Raw genomic sequence first — 21,092 nt, 5'->3', positions numbered from 1 at the left:
CGTAAGCTGTTTTTGGTTTAATTGTTTAAGCGGCACATTAGGCATAGCCATGACGTCGATGAGGGTTTCAGCCAGTCTTTTTGCAAAGCAAGTACCCAGGAATGTCTTTAAGGTAATATTCGGCTGATTTTCTTTGGCAGTATTGAGCCGTTCGTGGATATCTTCCTGGGGGCTTAAATCAATGCTGACTTCACCACCCTCCCAATAAGAAGAGATTTGCAACACCGCCGGGCCGGATAACCCACGATGGGTTATCAACAGATCTTCCAGAAAGTCGGTATTATTACAGGCGGTGCGCACCGGCTGCGATATTCCTGAAATAGCGGCCAGTGGTTCTTTAAGCTCGGGAGGCAGGGTAAATGGTACCAGGCCGGCACGAGTGGGTAATACATTTAAGCCAAACTGTTCGGCAACTTTATAGCCAAACGGCGTCGCTCCCAGCTTCGGCATACTTAGCCCGCCAGTGGCAATGACCAGCGATTCGCATTGGTATTCGCCCAAACTGGTATTAAGGTAAAAGCCCTCTTCGTGTTTTTCTATCTGCAAAATTTCGCAGCGAGTGGTGACCGTCGCGTTGGCTTTACGGCACTCGTTCAAAAGTAAATCAACAATTTGCGAGGCACTGTCATCACAAAATAACTGGCCCAGGGTTTTTTCATGGTAGGCAATGTTGTAGTCATTCACTAAACCAATGAAATCCCATTGGGTATATTGATTCAGTGCTGACTTACAATAATGTGGATTGGCGGAGAGAAAATTTTCGGGCCCGGTATACATGTTGGTAAAATTGCATCGCCCACCTCCGGACATCAGAATTTTACGCCCTACCTTTTTAGCGTGATCCAGAACTTCAACGTTACGTCCACGTTGCCCCGCCTGCGCAGCACAAAACAGCCCCGCAGCGCCAGCCCCAATCACAATAACATCACGCTTGTTCACCCATACTCCCACAAATAATTAGCCCGGGATTATACCCGGGCCATTGCATGAAAGAAATATTAGGTGGTTACACGATGGTGAGTATCAGGCTTGCTCGTTCATAAAGTTCTGAGACCACGACAACAATTCTATGCGATTGCGCGACTGTGTTTTACGAAAGATACTGTAAATGTGGGTTTTGACCGTATTCACACTGATATGCAGCTGATCCGCAATTTCCTGATTTTGCGACCCTTTAGACACAAGTTCGATGATGGTCATTTCACGCTTAGTCAGCTTCGGATGATTGCCACCGGCTCTGGGCACAGTGGGCCGGTTCGCTTTTAACGCCGGACGACGCGCATACTGACGCATACGACGCAGGGCCTCATTAATTGAGCCGCGTTTAAACCAGACATCCATTTTACTTAACCGGCGTACGCCTTTTAACAGCAACTCGGGGGAATCTGAGGCATAAAAAGTACCTTCTACACCCGCTATAATCGCTTCACATTCATCCAGTTCACCCGCTTGCAGATTGAACAGGATCCAACGCGCATTGCCGGCGCTACCGTAAAAATCATCAAGTTTATTGACGCTGCCAGCAGCATCGTAAAATACCAGATCCTGATTACAGGTTTCTGGCAAAGCCGCTGCACTACCAAGCAAATTAACATCATACCCGCATGTTTCCAGCAGGCTTTTGAATAACATCACATTCGGGTCCTGTTTAGCATCGCTATAACAAGACTGAGAAATTAAATACACATTGAACTTTTGGCTCTTTGCCATAAGAACAACCCTCCATGGCCCGACGAAAAGAAGAATGTCATCAATTACGTGATGACTCGAATACGCGCCGGGTGACGGTTTACAATAAGTAAAGTACTGCTATATCTTCACCGCTCTACTATTTATTGGTACTTAATTTTGAGTCTGACAGCCTCCTTTTGGCCGTACAGTCCTTAAATATTAAGCTGGCCAGTGTTACTACAGATGTATGATATCTGCTTGACCTCACAGTCATACGTAACCACCCCCCAAGACAGATCGTTTTTATAAGCTATTGAGCATTGATTCAGCATCACTCACTGCAAAGCGGCCTGGATCCTCAAGGTTTAGCTGCTTCACGATACCGTCATCCACCAACATGGAATAGCGCAATGACCGCACACCACCAAACTCGCCGGTATCCATATCCATACCGATTTGTTTGGTAAAGGTCGCATTGGCATCGGCCAGCATAGTAATGGCGTCAGCATTGGCTGACTGTTTCCAGGCATCCATCACGAAGGCATCATTCACCGACACACACATAATTTCATCAATACCTTTGGCTTTAAGTTTATCCGCCAACGCAATATAGCCGGGAAGATGGGCCGCAGAGCAGGTCGGGGTAAACGCGCCGGGGACGGCAAATAAGACTACTTTTTTGTCGCTAAATAACGCATTAGTATGGGGATTGGTTACCTCACCATCCACCAATACGCCAAATGAGACTTCGGGTAACGGACTATTCACATTAATCATGACACTTTTCCTTTTATTGTTGAGTCAGGTAGACATCGAAGCGATGCTTTTTACTGGTAATGGCCATGTTGGGGGAGTGCCCGGCCAGTGCCTCGGCATAGTTCGGCCGCTTTACCACCACCCGCTGGGATGCCAGAGCCAGTGCCGGAGCCAGTAAACCATCGGCATCAGGATCAGCGCCTAACAAAGCCTGAAATACTTTCATTTCTTTTTTTACTAAAGCAGATTTTTTACGATGAGGAAACATGGGATCCAAATAGACAGCCTCGGCGGCTTCATGAGGCCACTGTTTTAGTACCTCGATACTATTGCCGTGCAGCAACCTGAAACGCGCGGCAAGCTCCGGTGCTTTGGTCGCTAGCCGGCGAAGACCATCTTCTAATAAAGCGGCCACCACTGCTGAGCGCTCTACCATATAAACGGTACACCCCAGTCCGGCCAGTACAAAGGCATCACGCCCCAGGCCAGGTGTAGCATCAATCACCACTCGCCCCTGGTTTCCTTTCAGACCGATGGCCTTGGCAATGGGTTCTTTTTTGGCCCCACCATGGGCCCGTCGATATTCACTGGCGCCTGATAAAAAGTCGACCATCACCCCCTGCTGTTTGGGGTTATCAAAATCTTTCAATTGCAGACCGGTATCATCAAGCACCAGCCCTAAACCTGTAGGTGTGTGGTAATAGCGCACCAATCCCCAGCGACTGGCCAGCTCGTCGGCCTGCTCGGCGTGTGTCTGGGTATATAACGGGCACTCAGGCATGACCATATTGTTCCTTGTAGCCAATCCAACGATTAATGATAGCCTGCGCATGGCTTGGGTATTCCTGCCATAAGCGTTCGGCGATGTCCTGAACCTGAGGGATAAGCTGGGCATCACGCACCAGATCGGCAATTTTCAGCTCAGCCATGCCGGTTTGTCGGGTTCCCATCAACTCACCAGGCCCGCGGATTTCAAGGTCGCGCTGAGCAATGTAAAAGCCATCGCTGGACTCGCGCAATACCCCCAGCCGTTGGGTCGCGGTTTTTGACAGTGGACTGGAATACAGTAACACACATTGACTTTCCACCGCCCCCCGACCTACCCGGCCGCGCAACTGGTGCAATTGCGCTAATCCCAGCCGCTCGGGATTCTCGATGATCATAATGCTGGCATTAGGCACATCCACACCGACCTCAATGACGGTGGTCGCCACCAGCAAATCCAGCTCGCCCTCTTTAAACTGAGCCATAACCTGGGCTTTTTCGGCTGGCTTCAAGCGCCCGTGCACCAGCCCGACCTTAAGTTCGGGCAACGCCGTACGCAGGGTCACCGCCGCATCCTCCGCGGCCTGACACTCCAATACCTCAGACTCGTCAATTAACGTGCAGACCCAGTAAGCCTGCCGGCCCTGAACATGACAAGCATCGTACACCCGGCTGATCACATCATCACGCCGGGTATCAGGAATCACCACGGTGGTCACGGGTGAGCGACCAGGCGGCAGCTCATCAATCACCGAGGTATCCAAGTCGGCATAGGCGGTCATCGCCAGCGTACGGGGAATCGGCGTGGCCGTCATGATCAGCTGATGAGGAAAGCGCCCCTGAATTTCTCCTTTTTCGCGCAATGCCAGACGCTGATGCACCCCAAAGCGGTGCTGCTCATCCACAATCACCAGTGCCAGTTGCTGATAATCGACATTGGCCTGAAAAATAGCATGGGTGCCGACCAGCATCTGAATATCGCCAGCCGCCAGCTGAGTCAGCACCTGCTCACGGGCTTTGCCTTTCAGTTTTCCGGCCAGCCAGCCCACTTCAATTCCCAGCGGATCGAGCCAGCTGCGAAAGTTATTGGCATGTTGTTCAGCCAGCAGTTCAGTAGGTGCCATCAACGCGACCTGATACCCCGCCCGATAGCAGACAGTGCGGCCAGCGCCGCCACCAGTGTTTTGCCGGAACCGACATCGCCCTGCACCAGCCGCATCATGGGCCGGGTTTGCTGCATGTCGGTTTGGATCTCATTGACCACCCGCTGCTGAGCGCCAGTGGGGCTAAATGGCAACGCGCTGAGTAATTTATCCACCAGGGTCTGATTCACCGCTATCGGAATACCTGGCTGTTGATCAGACTGTTGGCGTACCTTCAGAACACTTAAATTGTGGGCCAGTAATTCTTCTAAAATCAGTCGTTGCTGCGACGGATGACGTCCCTCTTCCAGTAACACCAGTCCCGCATCCGGGGGCGGCCGATGGACCAGATGCAGGGCCTCTGACAACGACACCTGCTGAGCGTACATTCCCTGGGGCAGTAAATCTGATAAAGCCCCTTTATCCAGCATGACCAGCGCCTGATCGGTCAGGTTGCGAAGGGTCAGTTGTTTCACCCCTTCGGTGGTGGGATATACCGGCGTCAGGGCCTCTTCGGTTTCCACATGATCATCGTCAATCAGTTTGAACTCGGGGTGCATCATTTCCAGCCCCCATTTGCCGGTACGAATTTCACCAAAACAGCGAATCTGATTTCCTGGTGAAAGCAGGGTGCGCTGGAGGGCGCCAAAATGAAAAAAACGCAGGGTTATGGTGCCGGTACCGTCACTGACCTTTACCGTCAGCATGCGGGTCTTACCATACAAAATATCGGCGCTTTTAACCTCGCCCTGAATGCTGACATGTGTAAAAGGACGACAGGCATCGATACTGTAGACTTTGGTTCTGTCTTCATATCGCAAGGGCAGATGAAACAGAATATCCTGAATAGTGGCAAGACCAATTTTTGCCAGCTTCTCAGCCACCTTGGCACCCACGCCTTTCAGGCTGGTGATGGGTGTTTGAGCCAGAGACTGCATAGTAATGTAGGGTTCCTGAAAAAATTAAAACTGTGTATAGCTGCGAGTGTAAACCACCCATGGACGAATGGCGAGTGATGCACAGTACAGGACCCTGGCACTTCTAGGCGTCCGGCAAACCCTGGATACAAAAAAGCCGGCGCATGGCGGCCGGCTTAGGTATGGGTGAAATGGACTACCGTGTTACTCAGGCAGCTCCATGACCCCATCAATTTCTATCTGTGCTTCTTTTGGCAGCGCTTTTACGCCAATGGCGGCCCGGGCCGGGTATGGCTGGTTGAAGTACCCGCTCATAATTTCATTAACCGTGGCAAAGTGGCTTAAATCAGTCAGATATATATTGATTTTGGTAAGGTCGTTGATGGTACCGCCGGCGGCTTCACAGACCGCTTTGACATTTTCGAAGACCTGTTTGGCCTGTTCGGCAAAATCCTCTGAGACCAGTTGCATTGTGGCAGGCACCAGGGGAATCTGACCTGACAGGTAAACGGTGGTTCCGGCTTTCACTGCCTGGCTGTAAGTGCCAATGGCCTCAGGTGCGTTATCTGTCTGGATAATAGCTTTTGACATGAGGATGTCCTGTTTAATAAATGAGTTAATGCCGTGACTGACTGTGTCTGGAGACTTTCTGGACTTCCGGCATGGTCCGAATTTTTCGCATAATACGGGCAAGATGGATACGATTATGCGTGGTCAGTTCGATATCAATAAAGTAAATATTACTTTCTTTTTCTTCGGTTTGCAGACCGACAATGTTGGAGTCGCAGCCTGATATCATATTGGTCAGCGTTGCCAGCGTGCCCTGATGATTGTACAGTTCAATACGCAACGACGCTTTAAATTCGCCCTGCGGCTGATCGTCCCACTGCATAGGTAATACCCGCTGCGGCTCTTCCCGGCTCAGTTTGCGGATATTATTGCAGCCAGTCTGATGAATGGTCATCCCGCGCCCGGGGCTTAACACCGCCACAATTTCATCATCCGGAATAGGATGACAACAACGGGCATAATGCACCAACAGTCCTTCGGTACCCCGAATCGCCACATTGCCTTTTTTCTCAGGCAACTCTTCGCTTTGGCCCAGCAGCCGGCGTGCAACAATGGCACTCAGCTCATTGCCCAGACCAATATCTACCAGTAAATCATCAAAGGTTTTGTGCTTGGTTTCCTGTACCACCCGCTCAATATCTGCCGGGGCGATATTATCCAGTTTTACATTACCCAGTGCATGGCGTAGCAGGCGATTGCCCATATTCACCGCTTCCTGCGAATGCTGTTTGCGCAGATACTGACGAATGCGGGTACGCGCCCGGGCGCTCACCACAAAATTCAGCCAGTTCGCATTAGGCTTCGCTTTTGGCGAGGTGATAACTTCCACCGTCTGGCCATTTTCTAGTGGCTTACTCAGGCTGTAGTTGCGTCGCTCCACCCTAACGCCCACACAGGTGTTACCAATATCCGAGTGTACGGCATAGGCAAAGTCCACCGCGGTGGCCCCCATGGGCAACTCAATAATCCGGCCGTCAGGGGTAAATACATAAATTTCGTCGGGGAACAAATCGGTTTTCACCGACTCAATAAATTCAAACGAGGAGCTGGCACTTTGTTGCAGCTCCAGCAGGCTTTGCATCCACTTACGGGCCCGTAACTGCGCGGTCGTATCATTATCACCCGGCTCTTTGTACAACCAATGCGCCGCTACGCCTTTATCGGCCATCTGGTCCATGGCGTGGGTACGAATCTGAACTTCTACCGGGATCCCATGCGGCCCCACCAAAGACGTATGCAACGACTGGTACCCGTTGGTCCGGGGGATCGCGATATAATCTTTAAAACGGGTTTCGATGGGTTTATACAAACTGTGCATGGCGCCCAGTGAGCGATAACAATTGTCCACCGAGTTGACCACAATCCGAAACGCATAGATGTCCATAACTTCGTTGAACATCAACTCTTTATTAAGCATTTTGCGATAAATGGAGTACAGGTGCTTTTCGCGACCAATGACGGTCGCCGCAATGCCATACTCATTCAGGCGCGAGTCCAGCTCCAGCCGGATATTGTCGATAATTTCTTTACGATTGCCCCGGGCCTGCTTTACGGCCGACTTCAGCGCCCGATGGCGCATTGGGTACATGGCCAGAAAACCTAAGTCCTCCAGCTCATTTTTAACATCGTGGATCCCCAGGCGATGGGCAATTGGGGCATAGATGTCGAGGGTTTCCCGGGCAATACGACGACGTTTGTCTGGTCGTAGCGCGCCCAAAGTACGCATATTGTGAGTACGGTCAGCCAGCTTGATCAATATCACCCGGATGTCCTGCACCATCGCCATCATCATTTTGCGAAAATTTTCAGCCTGCGCTTCCTGCTTGTTGGAAAACGCCAGTTTATCCAGCTTACTAACCCCTTCCACCAGCTCGGCGACGGTGTCGCCAAAAGCCTCGGCTAAATCCTTTTCACTGTAATGGGTGTCTTCAATGACATCGTGCAACAGCGCGGCCATCAGGGTCTCGTGGTCAAGATGCATATCCGCCAGGATGCCGGCGACCGCTACAGGATGGGTAATATAGGGATCACCGCTGGAACGCATCTGACCATCATGCGCTTCATGAGCAAGAATAAAGGCTTCCTGAACCAGGTGCACACGCTCTGGCGACAGGTAGTCTGAAATTTTTTGTTTTAAACCCTCGAACAAATACACAGTGTTATACAGACTTCCGGAAAATACGATGAATGATAAGAATACGGCGAATTATCCGCGTTGCCAATGGCAAAACGCCAGCGAACCTGACGGCACACTGGCGTTTTTCCTGAAATCAGTAAAGCAGAAGCTTACTGATCAGACAGAATATTTGCTACAGAAGAAAAGTCTGTACGATCCTGTTGTTCCTGATCGCGCATTTCGTCTTGTTCCAGAGTTTCTAGTGTTACCAGACCTTCCTCGATTTCACGAAGCGCAGTAACAGTGGGTTTGTCGTTTGCCACATCAACCATGGCTTCTTTGCCTTCGGTTGCCAGTTGGCGGGCACGACGTGCTGCAACCAGCACCAGGTCAAAGCGGTTACCAACCTTATCTACAGCATCTTCTACGGTTACGCGAGCCATGTATATCTCCGACAATCAAATTAGCGAGTATTAAAAACGGCCGCACAGTATACCCCACAACCGGTTTTTATCATAATGTTTTGGATGATTTTACACCATTTATTCGCATTCGTCAGTGCTTTGATCGCCCAACAGATCCTGCAACAGATCCGTATGCCGCATTTTTTGCTTGCTGGTACGCTGACGATGGGCTCTGACTACGGATTCTAAATCCCCCAGCGCCGTGGCAAAGTCATCGTTTACCAGTACATAATCAAATTCATTATAATGGGACATCTCCGACACCGCTTCTTGCATCCGGGCGGCAATAACCTCATCAGAGTCCTGCCCACGCTTATTCAGACGCTCTTTGAGCACAGCGGTTGAGGGCGGTAAAATAAAGATTCCGCAGGCATCCGGCAGCAATTTTTTCACCTGTCGGGCACCCTGCCAGTCAATATCCAGAAACACATCCGTGCCCTGATGCAGGGTTTGTTCAATGGTCACCCGCGAGGTGCCATAATAATTGCCAAATACCTCTGCCCACTCAAAAAAGACGCCCAGTTCGATAAGCTCCTCAAACTGCTGACGACTGACAAAATGGTAGTGTACACCGTCTACCTCGCCCGGCCGCGGCAACCGGGTCGTGTGGGATACCGACACCTGCATGGGATAAGCATCCGCGGTATCGTGTTTTTCCAGCAGGGCTTTAATCAAACTGGATTTGCCGGCACCAGAGGGCGCGGCCAGAATAAACAGGTTTCCTAATTGGGCTGACATAGTGATTGTTTTTAGCTATCTGGATGGTGGTTATTTGAACCTGCAATGGTAGCATAAACAGATTCATGCCGTAATCTTTACCTGTGGACCAGCACGCATTGCGACACACAGGTTCATTGTTTTGAAATGTATAAGGTGCTTATGTCTGACCCCCTGTTACCCTTTGTTGAAGTAAATACCAACGATAACCCCCAGGCCTGCGTGATTTGGATGCACGGACTCGGGGACTCAGGCCATGGATTTTCGCCGATTGTGCCTGAGCTGAATCTGCCGGACGAGTTGGGGATCCGGTTTATCTTTCCCCATGCACCGACCCGTGCGGTTACCATCAACAACAATATGCAAATGCCCGCCTGGTATGACATTAAATCGCTGGATTTTAATAGCCGTGCCGATTTAACCGGGGTGGAAGAAAGTGCCGCCAGTATCCAGGCTATTTTTGAGGCCCAGGTTGAGGCCGGTTTTGCGCCTGCTAAGATTGTGCTGGCGGGATTTTCTCAAGGGGGCGTCATTGCCTATCACCTGGGCTTGCGGCTGCAGCACAAAATCGCCGGCATTCTGGCGCTGTCCACCTATATGTGTGAGCCGGGACTGCTTGGCGAACAGGCCAGTGAGGCTAATCGCAATGTGCCTATTTTTATTGCCCATGGCACCCAGGATCCGGTGGTCCCGCCGATTTTGGGCGAAATGGCCTGTAAAGCGTTGCAGGAAGCCGGCTACACCCTGAATTTCACGAGTATCCCATGCAACATAGTGTGTGTATGAAAGAGCTTGAAGATATCAGTGCCTGGTTGCAGCAACGCCTGGCCTGATTGTTAGCATGAGGCAGTCGCGGTCCGTCCCGGTACCCGGCTGCCAGTCTTTGTTTGTACAGGAAATAAAAGAATATGTCTGCTGAAAACCGCACCATCCGTATTGCCACCCGCAAAAGTGCTTTGGCAATGTGGCAGGCAGAGTATGTTAAAGCACAATTACTGAAGCATCACCCGCAGCTTACCGTCGAGCTGTTGCCGATGAGCACCCAGGGCGACAAAATTCTTGATACCCCGCTGGCAAAAATTGGCGGTAAGGGCTTGTTTATTAAAGAGCTTGAAATCGCCATGCTGGAAGGCCGCGCGGATATCGCCGTGCATTCGATGAAAGATGTCCCGGTAATGTTCCCTGAGGCTTTTGGCCTGCACGCCATTTGTCCGCGCGAAAATCCGTTTGATGCGTTTGTGTCGAATCAGTTTGAAACCATTGATGCCCTGCCCCAGGGCGCGGTGGTCGGCACTTCCAGTCTGCGCCGTCAAAGCCAGATTCGCAAACACCGGCCCGATCTGAATATTCGCGACTTGCGAGGCAACGTGAACACCCGTCTGGCGAAGCTCGATAAGGGCGATTACGATGCCATTATTCTGGCCGCAGCCGGATTGATTCGGTTAGGCATGGAAGAGCGGATCGTACAGCAGCTACCGCCTGACATTTGTTTGCCCGCCGTGGGCCAGGGAGCGGTAGGTATTGAGTGTCGTAACGACGATGCCCAGCTGATTGAATTACTGGCGGCCCTGGATGATGCGCCTACCCGGTTGCGGGTTATCGCCGAACGCGCCATGAACGAGCGGCTGGAGGGGGGTTGTCAGGTGCCTATCGGCAGCTTTGCCACCCTGGATGACGATACCCTGACCCTTACCGGCATGGTGGGCAAACCCGATGGTACCCAGCTGCTGTTTGCGTCCGCCACCGGTAAGGCACATCGGGGCAAAGTGCTTGGCGTTGAAGTGGCCGAAGCGCTGCTTGAACAAGGGGCAGGTGAAATTCTTAAGGCGCTGTATCAGTAATTATGTATTTATTGACGCGCCCGGCGCCTAATCTGGAAAAAAGTCAGCAGGCCTTTGATGCACTGGGCATTAAAGTCAGTGTGTTAGGCCTCAATGATATTGCCTTTATGAAAGGGGCAGACGATAAACTGGCGTTAATGCTCAAACAGCACAGCGCCGATATCCTGATTTTCACCAGCCAGTTTGCGGTTGAAGCCTGCGCCTCGGCGCTGTCAGCCGCGGTCACTGTGCCAGTGCTGGCGGTCGGAAAAGGCACGGCCCAGGCGCTGGCTAAGCATGGCATTGCAGCGGAGGTACCGGAGCAGCCTACCTCGGAAGGATTATTGGCATTGCCGCAGTTAATAGATGCAAATCAGCGCCAAGTGGTTATTATTAAAGGTAAGGCTGGTCGAACCACTTTAGCCGACACGCTAATGGAACGTGGCGCTTCGGTGCTGCCTATGCCGGTCTATCAGCGGGTGATCCCGTCGGTATTCCGGCAAACAAACTATTGGCAGTGGTCTGACGTAAAAGGCATTATCGCCACCAGCGAAGAGATGACCCGGCAGTTGTTTGACCGGTTAAACAATACCGAGCTTACCCGCCAGCGCTGGCTCACCGTCAGTACTCGGGTGGCGGATGTGATTCGTAGCTACGGAGTCACGGATGTAGAGGTTGCCGCGGGTGCCAGCGACACACAACTGGGCCAGTGGATAAAGGATAATTGGGAGTGAATATGGCGGATAACGAAAACAAATCCCAGGGCGAAAAGACCCCTGAAAAAGCAGCCGGCAAATCGGCATCGGCAAAAGCAGCCACGCCCAAAGCGCGCACCGAGGAAACCAGCGGCGGTCGCACCGAAAAAGCGCCTGCCCCTGAGCCGGGCAATAAGACCCGGGTCAGGCAGACCAACAGATCATCTTCAAAATTTTTGTGGGTGGTGGTTATCATCACCTTGTTGCTGGTCATCGCCCTTGCCGGGGCGGGTTACTGGTACTGGCAACAGCAAGGCACGCAGCGCACTGATCTGGCGAAGAAACAGCAACAGCAAATTGCACAGCTGGGTAGTGTAGAACAGCAAAATCAGCAATTGCGTGAGCAGCTGCTGCAGCTGCAGCAAAGCAAAGAGCAGCTGGCGGCCACCGTCAGCCAGTTGGCCGATAAAACCGAGGCAATTGCTCGCCAAAGTGATCAGGCTCTGGCTGAAATCAGCAACATGGAAGGCAAGCGCCCGGCCGACTGGCTGTTGGCCGAAGCCGACTATCTGGTGCGCATGGCAGGCCGAAAAGTCTGGCTTGAAAAAGACATCCGTACCGCGCTGATGCTGCTTAAAAATGCAGATACGCGTTTGAGTGAGCTGGCTGATCCTTCGGTGCTGCCGGTACGTGAATTGATTGCCAAAGACATCCAGACCCTGCGCCAGATTAATCCGGTTTCACGCACCTCGGTGGCCCTGGCGGTCTCGGGGATGCTCAGTCAGGTAAACAACCTGCCGCTGGACACCTTTGAAAAACCTGCGGCCCAGCAATCCAGCGAATTATCAGAGTCGCCGGCCGACTGGCAGCAAAACCTCAAACAGGTGTGGCGTAACATTGTGGATGACTTTATTTCGGTAGAACGCACCGATACCCCGGTAGAACCCGTGATGAGCAAACAGGAGCAATGGCTGAACCGCGAACAATTGAAACTGCAACTGATGCAGGCGCAATCAGCGGCGATTGCTGCCCAATCCAAGCTCTATGAGCAGTCTTTGCAAAATGCATTGCAACTGCTTATTAATCAATATGATATTGAAGATGCAGCGGTAAAAGGGTTTATCAACAGCGTGCAGAACCTGCTGGAAACCGATGTTAGCCAGCAGCTGCCAGAGGCGTTACAAAGCGCCGATCCGTTACAGCGCTTGCTCGACAAACGCGTCGATAGCGCCTTTGGACGCGGAGACCGTGCCTCATGAGACGTTTAGTAATTATCGCTGGACTCATAATCGCGTTGCTGGCAGCTCTGATTGTAGCGCCGCAAGTCGTTGGGGATAAAGGCTATGTGCTAATCTCCATGGGCTCACTTGTAATTGAGATGACGGTCGTGAGCCTGGCCATTTCACTGCTGGTGGCGATCCTGCTGCTGTGGGTCTTACTGAAAATTGTCGGTGTCATAAAAGGCTGGCTGACCGGTTCGCGGCAGTGGTTTGGCCGCCTGAGCCGCAAAAAACGCCAGCGTAGCTTTTATCGCGGGGTCCAGGCTTATGCTCAGGGCGAACTGGCGCAGGCACATAAAGCCTTTGAGCAATCTCTGGATGGCGATTTTGATGGGGCCAATCTATTGCTGGCAGCCCAGGTAGCGTTTGAGCTGGGTGAACCCAAGCGGGCCAGCGAATTGCTGGATCATGCCAGTGATTATGAACATTGCGCGGTGGCCGCGCGGGTTCAGCAAGCTCGTATGCTGCGCGGCGAAGGCAATCCAGAAGCGGCGCTGGCAGTGCTGGATAAACTTAATGAAAAACAGGCGGCGGAGAAAAGTGTGGTTCAGCTTAAAGCCGATTGTTTAGCCCAGGCCGGTCAGTGGCAAACCATTCAGACCCAGTTACCCCAGTGGCGTAAAACTTTGAAAAAAGACGCGGTGCCACTGGCGCAGCGGGCCGCAAAAGGCAAGTTTTCTGAACTGGCCAGTAAACAAGGGGCCAATGCGCTGAAACAATACTGGGCCGAACTGCCCCGTAAAAAGCGTAATGATGAAGCCTTTCGGGCTGCCTATGTTGAACAGCTGATTGAACAAGGCATGCATCAGGATGCAGAAGAATGTCTGGTAGAGTGGCAAAAACATGGCCCGGAAGCCTCGTTAATGCCCTTTTTCAAAGCGCTGCGCATGCCCAATCCGGCGTCCGCCATTGCCTTATTGGAAAAATGGATAAAACAGGATGACACCAATCGGCAGTATTATTCACTGCTGGGCCATGTGGCCTACAACGCCAACGATTTAAATCTGGCAGAGCGGGCGCTGCTAAAAGCGGTAAAATTAAAAGAAACCCGCGAAGATCTGCTATTACTGGCGCAGATTAGCGAGCGTCAGCACGATAACACCAAAGCGCTGGCATTTTATAAACAAGGCATGGTACATGTCTGAAACGCCGGGGTGAGTCACTCCTGATACTTCAGTTTATGACTGCAGGCATAACTCCGCCAACAGGCCGCAAGATCTTTCCTGCGGCCTGTTTTGTTTTTTAGTTCATGGTGGTCACCGGGACCAGCTTGAAATCAATCCCGACTCGCCCTATCGGTGACCCGCCCCTTCGAAACTTCACCCGCCGCCGAAGGTCTGAAAATGGTGATTGGCCGGCTTTCGAAAGTAAGCCTTAACCATGAAATTTTGGCCCAGGGGTAAACTATAAGCAGGCTGTACCGGTAAACATATAACACATCGAAAATGATGAGCTTTTATTAATATTTGACCGGGGCATGATGCATGGCAGAAAGCAGAATTTTTTTATACCTGCTAATTGGAGTGAGTCTGGTCGCGGCGGTAGCCGTGCAGCGACGTCTGGCGAACACCCTTATCCCTTTTCCGCTGGTCTTTATCTTCATTGGCTGGGGTGTTTTTAGCCTGCCAATAAATCTGCCAAGCATTGACCTGGCCAATAATGAAGCCCACGCCATAGCCGCTGAGTATCTTACCGAGTTTTTGGTGATTGCCTCTTTAAGCGCCGCCGGCATTGCCATCGACCGGCCGCTATCATGGCGCTGCTGGAATCAGGTGTGGCCGCTGTTGCTGATCACCATGCCGCTGAGTATTGCGCTGGTGGCATTATTCGGCTGGTATGTCATGGGCTTGACCGTGGCCTCGGCCTTGCTGCTGGGGCGGTGTTAAGCCCCACCGATCCGGTCCTGGCCAGCACGGTCCAGGTGGGACCGCCAGGGGAAACTAAAGAACGCCACGATATCCGCTTTAATCTCACCGTTGAAGCCGGTGCCAATGATGGTCTGGCGTTCCCGTTTGTGCATCTGGCTATCGCCGCCATCGGCGTTTCGGCGATTGGCGACTGGACGATGCAGTGGGCGTTGGAAGATTTACTATGGCGGGTAACCGCCGGGGTAGTCGCAGGCCTGGTTATTGGTAAACTGGGCGGCTGGTATGTCTTCACTTACCTGGCCCGGGTCAAGGCCCCGGGGTTATCCGACAAGCATCCCATGTCCTATTCCAGTGAAGGGGTCGTGGCCCTGGGAGCATTATTTTGCGCCTACGCCCTGGCTGAGCTCATTCATGGTTATGGTTTTCTGGCGGTTTTCGTATCGGCAGTGATGGCCAAACAGGCCCAGCCGGGGGACGAATATCATGCGTTCTCTCACCATTTTATGGAGCAGATTGAACGGGTGATGCTGGTGATTTTTCTGCTGATCCTGGGCGCCTATCTGGCTAATGGTATATTGGATGCCCTGACATGGTCGGGTGCCCTGCTGGGCGTGGTGGTAGTGTTTTTAATTCGGCCGGTGGCGGGACTAATCGGCCTGGCCGGCTGCAAGCTGCCGTTTTTTGGTAAACTGACCATGGCGTTTTTAGGCGTAAGGGGCGTCGGCTCCCTGTATTATCTTACCTATGGCGAAAATCACGGCGAGTTTGGGGACACCACGGCGTTGTGGTCGGCCGTGATGTTTACTATCTTATTATCTATTGTGGTGCATGGGGTAATTGCCCCCATAATGCTAAAAAAGGCAGAGAAAAAAGCAGCTCACCAGCTTCCTGAAGAACATCAGTAGCTTGCTGCTATACCGCTGATATAAGGGCAAGGCGCAGAACACGATTAATGCTTTATTAAATGATTAGCTTTTCTTATTCAAAATAACTGAAAAAGTGTTTTGCGCCTGGCGTGTAATCCCCTACAATCCGCTTGTTTTTTAATCGCTCTCAAATACAGGGCTTATAAAGGTTGCCAGGCCGTGGATACCCGCGAATTTATTCAGATCCGTAAGTTTATTGTGAAGCTGGGCAAGATGTTGCACCGCTATGGTACGCCGGCGTTTCGGCTGGAGGCCTATCTTACCGAAGTGGCCACCTATTTAGGCGTGCGCTCAGCGTTTATCTCGACCCCAACCTCGCTCACCTTTGTCCTGTGGAGCGACCGTCACGAAGAAGAATACAATTCTGCTGCCCGCATGTTGCCGGGCGATCTGGACTTAAATGCCTTGTCACTCACCGATGAACTGGCCATTAAACTGCTGGGCGGTGAGCTTAGTCTCAGCGAAGCCGACCAGCGGCTGGATGAAATTGATGCGATGCAAAGTCCCTATTCTCATCGTACTACACTGGCCGCCTTTGGGCTGGCTACCGGGTCTTTTGCGATGCTCATGGGCGCCAGTTTCAACGAGGTTATCTGGACCGGACTGCTGGGTTTAGTGGTGTATTTATGGGCCTTATGGGCCACCCGTAGCAAACGCGTGAACCTGATGCTGGAGCCGGTAACGGCGTTTGCCTCAGGCTTACTGGCGTGTGTGGTCAGCCGCTATTTTGATCCCGGCATCAATATTCCACTGATTGTGTTGTCCTCGGTCATTATTCTGGTGCCGGGCCTGGCCATCACCATGGGGCTGGCAGAATTATCTTCCCGCAATATGGTGTCGGGTACCGCCCGGATCATGGATGCGCTGATGCAGTTGTTCAAACTGTACTTTGGTGCCTTTCTGGGAATTTCCCTGGGCTTTTTTCTGCTGGGCGAAAACCAGTATGAACCGTCTGCCTCGCTCCCTTACTGGGCAACCTGGCTGGCGGTATTGCTGCTGAGTATTGCGTTGCTGGCGATTTTTCGGACCCGACCTAAGCACATGCTGTGGGCCATCGCCGCCGCTTTTGTGTCGTATGGTACCACGGTGGGTACCTCACTTTTTATGGAACAGTCTATGGCCACCTTTGCCGGGGCTTTCGCCCTGGGGATATTTGCCAACCTGTTCACCCGGATTGCCAATCAACCGGCCACCATTGTCAGTATGCATGGCCTGATTGTGCTGGTGCCGGGCTCCAAAACCTATATCGGCCTGAATACCTTTATTTCAGGCAAGAATTTTGTGCAGGCTCAGCATATCGGCCAGGAGGTATTTTTGATTTTTATGTCGCTGGTAGGCGGGCTGATTTTTGCGAACGTGGTTATGCCCACCAAAAAAGCCCTTTAGTTTAATAGCCGGATAAGGGCTTTGCCCAAACGCACATTTAATGCGCCGGCGGCCACCGCTTCGGCTGAATTTTCCACAAAGCGTGCGGTCAGCGAGCCACTGATCTGATTGGCAATTTCATCCGTGGTCAAATCAAAAATACTTTGGGCGGCCAGATTCTGGGCCACAATCGTTAATAGCTTCCAGTTACCGGCGGTGGCCGGGCGCAGGCCATATACCTGCGCCACCCGCCGAATGGTACGCAGGCTGATCCAAACAATGGCAAAGGTCTGAATCAGATGATTGGGGCTGACAAACACCAGACTGCCACTGGTCAGCGATTCACTTTTCACCACCGCCCGCGCTTTGTCATTCACCGGCGTAGCCACCATCCGTTCATACAACCGCACCCGCTCTGCCGCGCTCATATCTTCACTGCAGGTATGCACATACTGGCGATACTGGTGTGCCGCAAAGCTATGTTTGGCAAAGGTACCGGCATGGCGCTGCAATGTTTTTTGCACCGTTTGTGGACTCTTTTCAGCCAAAGCCGGCAAGTTCAGATGCTCATTCAAATGCTGGTTGACCGCCCGAAAGCCTCGCCATTCGCGCAGACACAGCCAGGTCAGACACACGGTGAACAGCCCCAGTAAGACGCCCAGCATCACGGCGATCACCGGCGCTGAGTCAAACTGCGCCAACAGATAACTGGTGGCCTGAACCACCGAAAACATCACAAAGGTCAGGATCCCCAGCAGCAAGGTAGTGGTGAATAAAGAGATACGGGCCGAAGACGGCGCCTGCCAGTCGCTGGTTTCGACTTTTTGCGGCATAGCCTGCTTTGGGGGTGCATCACTGATTTCGCGTTGTTGAACCCGGGCGCGATACCCTGGTGTAGATTCACTCATTATTCTTTACCCAATAAAAACTGAAACAATCTATCCAGACCGCGGCCATTGAGCATGCGTGGCAGATAGTCCTCTGGTACCCGGGCCGGCAATACCGGAAAGTGTTCATTTGCTGACATTTGCGCCAGGGTGTCGGGTAGCGGCTCAAACTCCGCTTCCAGATACCGCCCGTCGGCATCCAGGTAGCGCAGACTGTTGGGGTTACTGCCCGGGTCGGTAGCCTGAATCGCACTTACCAGAAAATGCTCGAACTGTACCGGCTTATTGTGAAAACGGGCCACTGCGCCGGCGGTGATTTGCTGGAGTAAGTTCAGTAACGAATCACGATGAGCCGGGGGAATCAGATCGGCTTTACCTGCCACAAAGGCCACCTTACTGATGCTGTTTTGGCGCAGTACATGCCGTGCCATCCACGAATCATCGCCATAAGAAAAGGTTTCTGCCAGATGACTCAGGGTTTCTTTAAGCTGATACAAATGCTGTTTGCTGTGGTTAAGCCCCTCAAACAGATCGATCAAAATAATCTGTTTGTCGGCCTGACGAAAGGTTTTCTGCTGTAACGGTTTTAGCCACTGCTGTTGAAAATGCTGAAAATGGTCAGTGAATAATTGGGTCCAGGGGTTGGTGATATCACTGCTGACACTGGAGGGTAAAGGCGTAAAGCCTTTGGTTTGCCAGTCGTAACTATTGTCCCCAATAAAAAGCTGCCCGGTTGCAACAAGGTAATGCCATTAGCTTTGGCATGCTGCAAATACGCCCGGTACGTGCTTACCAACGAGGCGACGCTGGTTTCGTCAGGGGCGATATCAAAATCAAACTCTTCCACCAGCTGGTGCCAGTCATTGGCATAATCTCGCTGAGGCCGATTCATTTGCTGGGCCCAGGAGGAGTCTGACCATTGGTTAAAGGTGCGGTTTAACAAGGGCAGGTCGGTTAACCACTCGCCCGGGTAATCGATAAACTCAAACACAATATCGGTATACGGCAACAGATACTTTTTGACCTTGCCAGTTTGCTTTAAGCGCACCACCAGCTTGAAGCCGTATACATCCTCGGTGGGGCTGGGCCACTGGCCCTGATGGAGAGCAGCCAAATGCTCTTCTACCGGAAACAGCTTAAAACCTTCGAGCGGCTCCACCCACATATGCTCCACCAGCTCCATGGGCAGGTGCTCAAGCAAAGGCAGACAGTCATACTTTCCTTCACTACGAAATTTGAGCATGGTCATCAGGCTGGTGAACAACATCGATTTACCGCTGCGGCTCAACCCGGTAATGGTAAAACGGTGCCGTTCCTTTAAAAACCAGTCAGCCCAGTGGTTGTGTTGTGCAGGGGTAAACCATTGATGGATCAAAATTGCCTCTCACCGGATACTATTGCTTATATCTGGCTTTATTGTGCCGTAATTCAATAGTCAGTGAGAGGTTTTCTTTACTCTGTGGCAGCGTTTTGCGCCTGGTTCTGGCTCAACAGCTCGGCCTGATGCCGCTGATCGATGGAAAATCCCAGCCGGGTCAATCCATCAAGAATTTCGGTATTGGCCATAAAGGCCTGCCATAACAAGCCACTACGATGGTTTTCAATCATCCCCACGATGGGTCCCTGGTCAATAGCCAGATAGGTATAGCGCACCTGCTCTTCTGCCGCGCTTGAAAAGCTCAGATTCAAGCCATCATAAAAACCCATTTCACCAAACAGATATTTGCCATGATTGCGGTACAGATTACGCAGCACCTTCATCGACTCATCCGGCGTATAGGGCATGGAGGATAACGCGGCAGTCGGCTGAATGGTGCCATGGTCGCGCTGCGCGCCCGGGGCGTGCGCCGTGTAGCCGGCGGGCACCATATCGCCGGCACTCAACCCCCATAACTCCTCAGAATACCCCGCCCAGCCGTAGGGATTATCAATGCAGTAAGCACGGTTAATCAGGGTATGGCGTTTATTTTGCTCCCAATAGTTGGCGTATTGATCACGCAGCCCTCTGGGGTCCAGCCCCATAAAGCTGTAATGGGCAAAAAATAACGGGCCACCCTTGGTCGCGCGCTGACCCAACGGCAACGCCATCCCATAATAGTCTTCATAATTTCTGAAGGTATTGGCGTCCCAGCTGGCCCAACCTTCGTGGTAGACCTCAGGTCTGATAGGATGCGTGGGCGAAGAGGCAGCCAGAATATAGGCAATTAAAGACTCGTTATAGCCGGTAATTTTGTGGTCCATTATCCAGTCGTAGTTTTTTGACCAGTGCCAGTAAAGGACATTTTCGTTTTGCGTGTACCAGTCCCATTCCATTTCTTCCCAGAGCCGGGTGATGGTCGCCCGTAAACGGGTTTCCGCGGCGGTATCTGCATTGAAATACTGCCGCGCCGTTAACATTCCCTGCGCCATAAACGCCGACTCCACCACATCACCGCCATCGTCGAACGCACTGAAATTAAACACTTCGCCTGTTTTCGCGTCATACCAATGGGCCCACATACCATGAAAGCGCTCAAAACCGTCCAGGGTGTCTACAATTTTGGCCATCCGGGCCACGGCCTGCTCCCGGGAAACCCATCCACGCTGCGCGGCAGTAATGATAGAGGCAATACCAAACCCGGTGCCGCCGGTGGTAACGATATCGACATTTGGCAGGCGCGGTTTTCGCTCGCGCGCCCAGCCCGTATTGGGCTCGGCATACTCCCAAAAATATCTGAAGGTGTATTTTTGCACCATCTCCATCAGTTCATCATCACTAAAATCCCGTATCCTGGCCGAGCCTTCCGCCAGTAAAATTCTGCCGCCCTCCTCTTGCTGGCGTTTTAACCGATACTGAAGGGACACATTGTCGGCAATATCCCTGACAAAATCGAGCACCCGGGTGTCTTCGGTGACAAACCGGGTTTCCCAGTTTTTGCCATCCACACTGGCTTCTACAAGGTAGGTGCTGTTGGCAGCGTGAAGGCGCTCCCACTCTAACTCGATATGACTGTCATAGCCGGTCAGTAAAAATTGGGACTGTGCCTGTACCCAACACGCCAATGCCCATGTGAGTGCAATAGTGATGATCTTCTTCATTTTTCTTTTCTTACCTGACTGTGTAACAAAATATCGGTGCCGGAGCGGCAGTGCT

The 21,092-nt window shown here is 52.0% G+C and carries 19 protein-coding genes and 2 pseudogenes (1 of these 21 cut by a window edge); 8 read left to right on the top strand and 13 right to left on the bottom strand.

From position 1 onward, the window contains the following. The 9 genes and pseudogenes from IT774_RS00365 to gmk all read right to left on the bottom strand — a co-directional run. On the bottom strand, positions 1-939 hold the 5' portion of the coding sequence (locus IT774_RS00365; protein ID WP_195810866.1) for a BaiN/RdsA family NAD(P)/FAD-dependent oxidoreductase. It extends 240 nt beyond the left edge of the window; the window shows 939 of its 1,179 coding nt (coding positions 1-939); its start codon is at positions 937-939; its stop codon lies off the left edge, out of view. Between the two features lie 84 nt (positions 940-1,023). Further along, positions 1,024-1,632: a helix-turn-helix transcriptional regulator gene (locus tag IT774_RS00360; protein ID WP_232365225.1), complete on the bottom strand. Its 609-nt coding sequence runs from the start codon at positions 1,630-1,632 to the stop codon at positions 1,024-1,026. Positions 1,633-1,974: 342 nt separating this feature from the next. Further along, a complete protein-coding gene (locus IT774_RS00355) occupies positions 1,975-2,448 on the bottom strand; it encodes a peroxiredoxin (protein ID WP_195810864.1) in 474 nt (157 codons plus the stop codon). 13 nt (positions 2,449-2,461) lie between these two features. Continuing rightward, complete coding sequence (locus IT774_RS00350) at positions 2,462-3,241, bottom strand: class I SAM-dependent methyltransferase (protein WP_408641224.1); 780 nt, start codon at positions 3,239-3,241, stop codon at positions 2,462-2,464. After that, a pseudogene (gene recG, locus IT774_RS00345) lies at positions 3,201-5,272 on the bottom strand (ATP-dependent DNA helicase RecG). Before recG ends, IT774_RS00350 begins: the two are co-directional and overlap by 41 nt. A 183-nt stretch (positions 5,273-5,455) precedes the next feature. Further along, positions 5,456-5,842, bottom strand: coding sequence for a RidA family protein (locus tag IT774_RS00340; protein WP_195810862.1), 387 nt, complete (start codon positions 5,840-5,842; stop codon positions 5,456-5,458). Between the two features lie 25 nt (positions 5,843-5,867). Further along, positions 5,868-7,976, bottom strand: a complete 2,109-nt coding sequence (spoT, locus tag IT774_RS00335; RefSeq protein ID WP_195810861.1) for a bifunctional GTP diphosphokinase/guanosine-3',5'-bis pyrophosphate 3'-pyrophosphohydrolase — start codon at positions 7,974-7,976, stop codon at positions 5,868-5,870. Between the two features lie 131 nt (positions 7,977-8,107). Continuing rightward, positions 8,108-8,380 carry a DNA-directed RNA polymerase subunit omega gene (rpoZ, locus tag IT774_RS00330; protein WP_195810860.1) on the bottom strand — a complete coding sequence of 91 codons (273 nt, stop codon included), beginning with the start codon at positions 8,378-8,380 and terminating at the stop codon, positions 8,108-8,110. Positions 8,381-8,479: 99 nt separating this feature from the next. Continuing rightward, a complete protein-coding gene (gmk, locus tag IT774_RS00325; protein WP_195810859.1) occupies positions 8,480-9,139 on the bottom strand; it encodes a guanylate kinase in 660 nt (219 codons plus the stop codon). 141 nt (positions 9,140-9,280) lie between these two features. Between gmk and IT774_RS00320 the strand changes: the two are divergent. The 8 genes and pseudogenes from IT774_RS00320 to IT774_RS00290 all read left to right on the top strand — a co-directional run bounded on the left by IT774_RS00320 (position 9,281) and on the right by IT774_RS00290 (position 17,093). Further along, positions 9,281-9,951 (top strand): annotated as a pseudogene (locus tag IT774_RS00320) (alpha/beta hydrolase). A gap of 75 nt (positions 9,952-10,026) precedes the next feature. Further along, positions 10,027-10,959: a hydroxymethylbilane synthase gene (gene hemC / locus IT774_RS00315; RefSeq protein ID WP_195810858.1), complete on the top strand. Its 933-nt coding sequence runs from the start codon at positions 10,027-10,029 to the stop codon at positions 10,957-10,959. 2 nt (positions 10,960-10,961) lie between these two features. After that, entirely contained in the window at positions 10,962-11,672 is a 711-nt protein-coding gene (locus tag IT774_RS00310) for a uroporphyrinogen-III synthase (protein ID WP_195810857.1), read from the top strand. Between the two features lie 2 nt (positions 11,673-11,674). Next, positions 11,675-12,892 (top strand): uroporphyrinogen-III C-methyltransferase, encoded by a 1,218-nt coding sequence (locus IT774_RS00305; protein WP_195810856.1) that lies wholly within the window; start codon positions 11,675-11,677, stop codon positions 12,890-12,892. After that, positions 12,889-14,058, top strand: coding sequence for a heme biosynthesis HemY N-terminal domain-containing protein (locus IT774_RS00300; protein WP_195810855.1), 1,170 nt, complete (start codon positions 12,889-12,891; stop codon positions 14,056-14,058). Before IT774_RS00305 ends, IT774_RS00300 begins: the two co-directional genes overlap by 4 nt. Before the next feature lie 339 nt (positions 14,059-14,397). Beyond that, complete coding sequence (locus tag IT774_RS17100; protein WP_232365054.1) at positions 14,398-14,799, top strand: cation:proton antiporter; 402 nt, start codon at positions 14,398-14,400, stop codon at positions 14,797-14,799. Beyond that, entirely contained in the window at positions 14,688-15,686 is a 999-nt protein-coding gene (locus tag IT774_RS00295; protein ID WP_232365053.1) for a cation:proton antiporter, read from the top strand. The genes IT774_RS17100 and IT774_RS00295 overlap by 112 nt, the downstream gene beginning before the upstream one ends. A 180-nt stretch (positions 15,687-15,866) precedes the next feature. Beyond that, on the top strand, positions 15,867-17,093 hold the full coding sequence (locus IT774_RS00290; protein WP_195810853.1) for a threonine/serine exporter family protein: 1,227 nt from the start codon (positions 15,867-15,869) through the stop codon (positions 17,091-17,093). On the opposite strand, the gene IT774_RS00285 is transcribed toward IT774_RS00290, so the two are convergent. The 4 genes from IT774_RS00285 to IT774_RS00275 form a co-directional block, all read right to left on the bottom strand. Then, on the bottom strand, positions 17,090-17,980 hold the full coding sequence (locus IT774_RS00285; protein WP_195810852.1) for a DUF697 domain-containing protein: 891 nt from the start codon (positions 17,978-17,980) through the stop codon (positions 17,090-17,092). The two genes, IT774_RS00290 and IT774_RS00285, sit on opposite strands and share 4 nt — an antisense overlap. Continuing rightward, positions 17,980-18,609 (bottom strand): YcjX family protein, encoded by a 630-nt coding sequence (locus IT774_RS17670; protein WP_269749811.1) that lies wholly within the window; start codon positions 18,607-18,609, stop codon positions 17,980-17,982. Before IT774_RS17670 ends, IT774_RS00285 begins: the two co-directional genes overlap by 1 nt. Then, positions 18,546-19,334 (bottom strand): YcjX family protein, encoded by a 789-nt coding sequence (locus tag IT774_RS17665; protein ID WP_269749781.1) that lies wholly within the window; start codon positions 19,332-19,334, stop codon positions 18,546-18,548. The genes IT774_RS17670 and IT774_RS17665 overlap by 64 nt, the downstream gene beginning before the upstream one ends. 77 nt (positions 19,335-19,411) lie before the next feature. Next, positions 19,412-21,037, bottom strand: a complete 1,626-nt coding sequence (locus tag IT774_RS00275; RefSeq protein WP_195810851.1) for a glucoamylase family protein — start codon at positions 21,035-21,037, stop codon at positions 19,412-19,414. Positions 21,038-21,092: the final 55 nt, after the last annotated feature.

It is taken from the genome of Salinimonas marina, from assembly GCF_015644725.1.
Lineage (GTDB): Bacteria > Pseudomonadota > Gammaproteobacteria > Enterobacterales > Alteromonadaceae > Alteromonas.
The sequence above is the reverse complement of the archived record's forward strand: the minus strand, read 5'-3'. Positions and strand labels throughout refer to the sequence as shown.

Bases quoted from the DNA above. Each gene is read 5' to 3' on its own strand.
- IT774_RS00360 (WP_232365225.1), bottom strand. From the start codon at position 1,632: ATGTTATTCAAAAGCCTGCTGGAAACATGCGGGTATGATGTTAATTTG.
- IT774_RS00355 (WP_195810864.1), bottom strand. From the start codon at position 2,448: ATGATTAATGTGAATAGTCCGTTACCCGAAGTCTCATTTGGCGTATTG.
- IT774_RS00340 (WP_195810862.1), bottom strand. From the start codon at position 5,842: ATGTCAAAAGCTATTATCCAGACAGATAACGCACCTGAGGCCATTGGC.
- rpoZ (WP_195810860.1), bottom strand. From the start codon at position 8,380: ATGGCTCGCGTAACCGTAGAAGATGCTGTAGATAAGGTTGGTAACCGC.
- gmk (WP_195810859.1), bottom strand. From the start codon at position 9,139: ATGTCAGCCCAATTAGGAAACCTGTTTATTCTGGCCGCGCCCTCTGGT.
- hemC (WP_195810858.1), top strand. From the start codon at position 10,027: ATGTCTGCTGAAAACCGCACCATCCGTATTGCCACCCGCAAAAGTGCT.
- IT774_RS00310 (WP_195810857.1), top strand. From the start codon at position 10,962: ATGTATTTATTGACGCGCCCGGCGCCTAATCTGGAAAAAAGTCAGCAG.
- IT774_RS00305 (WP_195810856.1), top strand. From the start codon at position 11,675: ATGGCGGATAACGAAAACAAATCCCAGGGCGAAAAGACCCCTGAAAAA.
- IT774_RS00300 (WP_195810855.1), top strand. From the start codon at position 12,889: ATGAGACGTTTAGTAATTATCGCTGGACTCATAATCGCGTTGCTGGCA.
- IT774_RS17100 (WP_232365054.1), top strand. From the start codon at position 14,398: ATGGCAGAAAGCAGAATTTTTTTATACCTGCTAATTGGAGTGAGTCTG.
- IT774_RS00285 (WP_195810852.1), bottom strand. From the start codon at position 17,980: ATGAGTGAATCTACACCAGGGTATCGCGCCCGGGTTCAACAACGCGAA.
- IT774_RS00275 (WP_195810851.1), bottom strand. From the start codon at position 21,037: ATGAAGAAGATCATCACTATTGCACTCACATGGGCATTGGCGTGTTGG.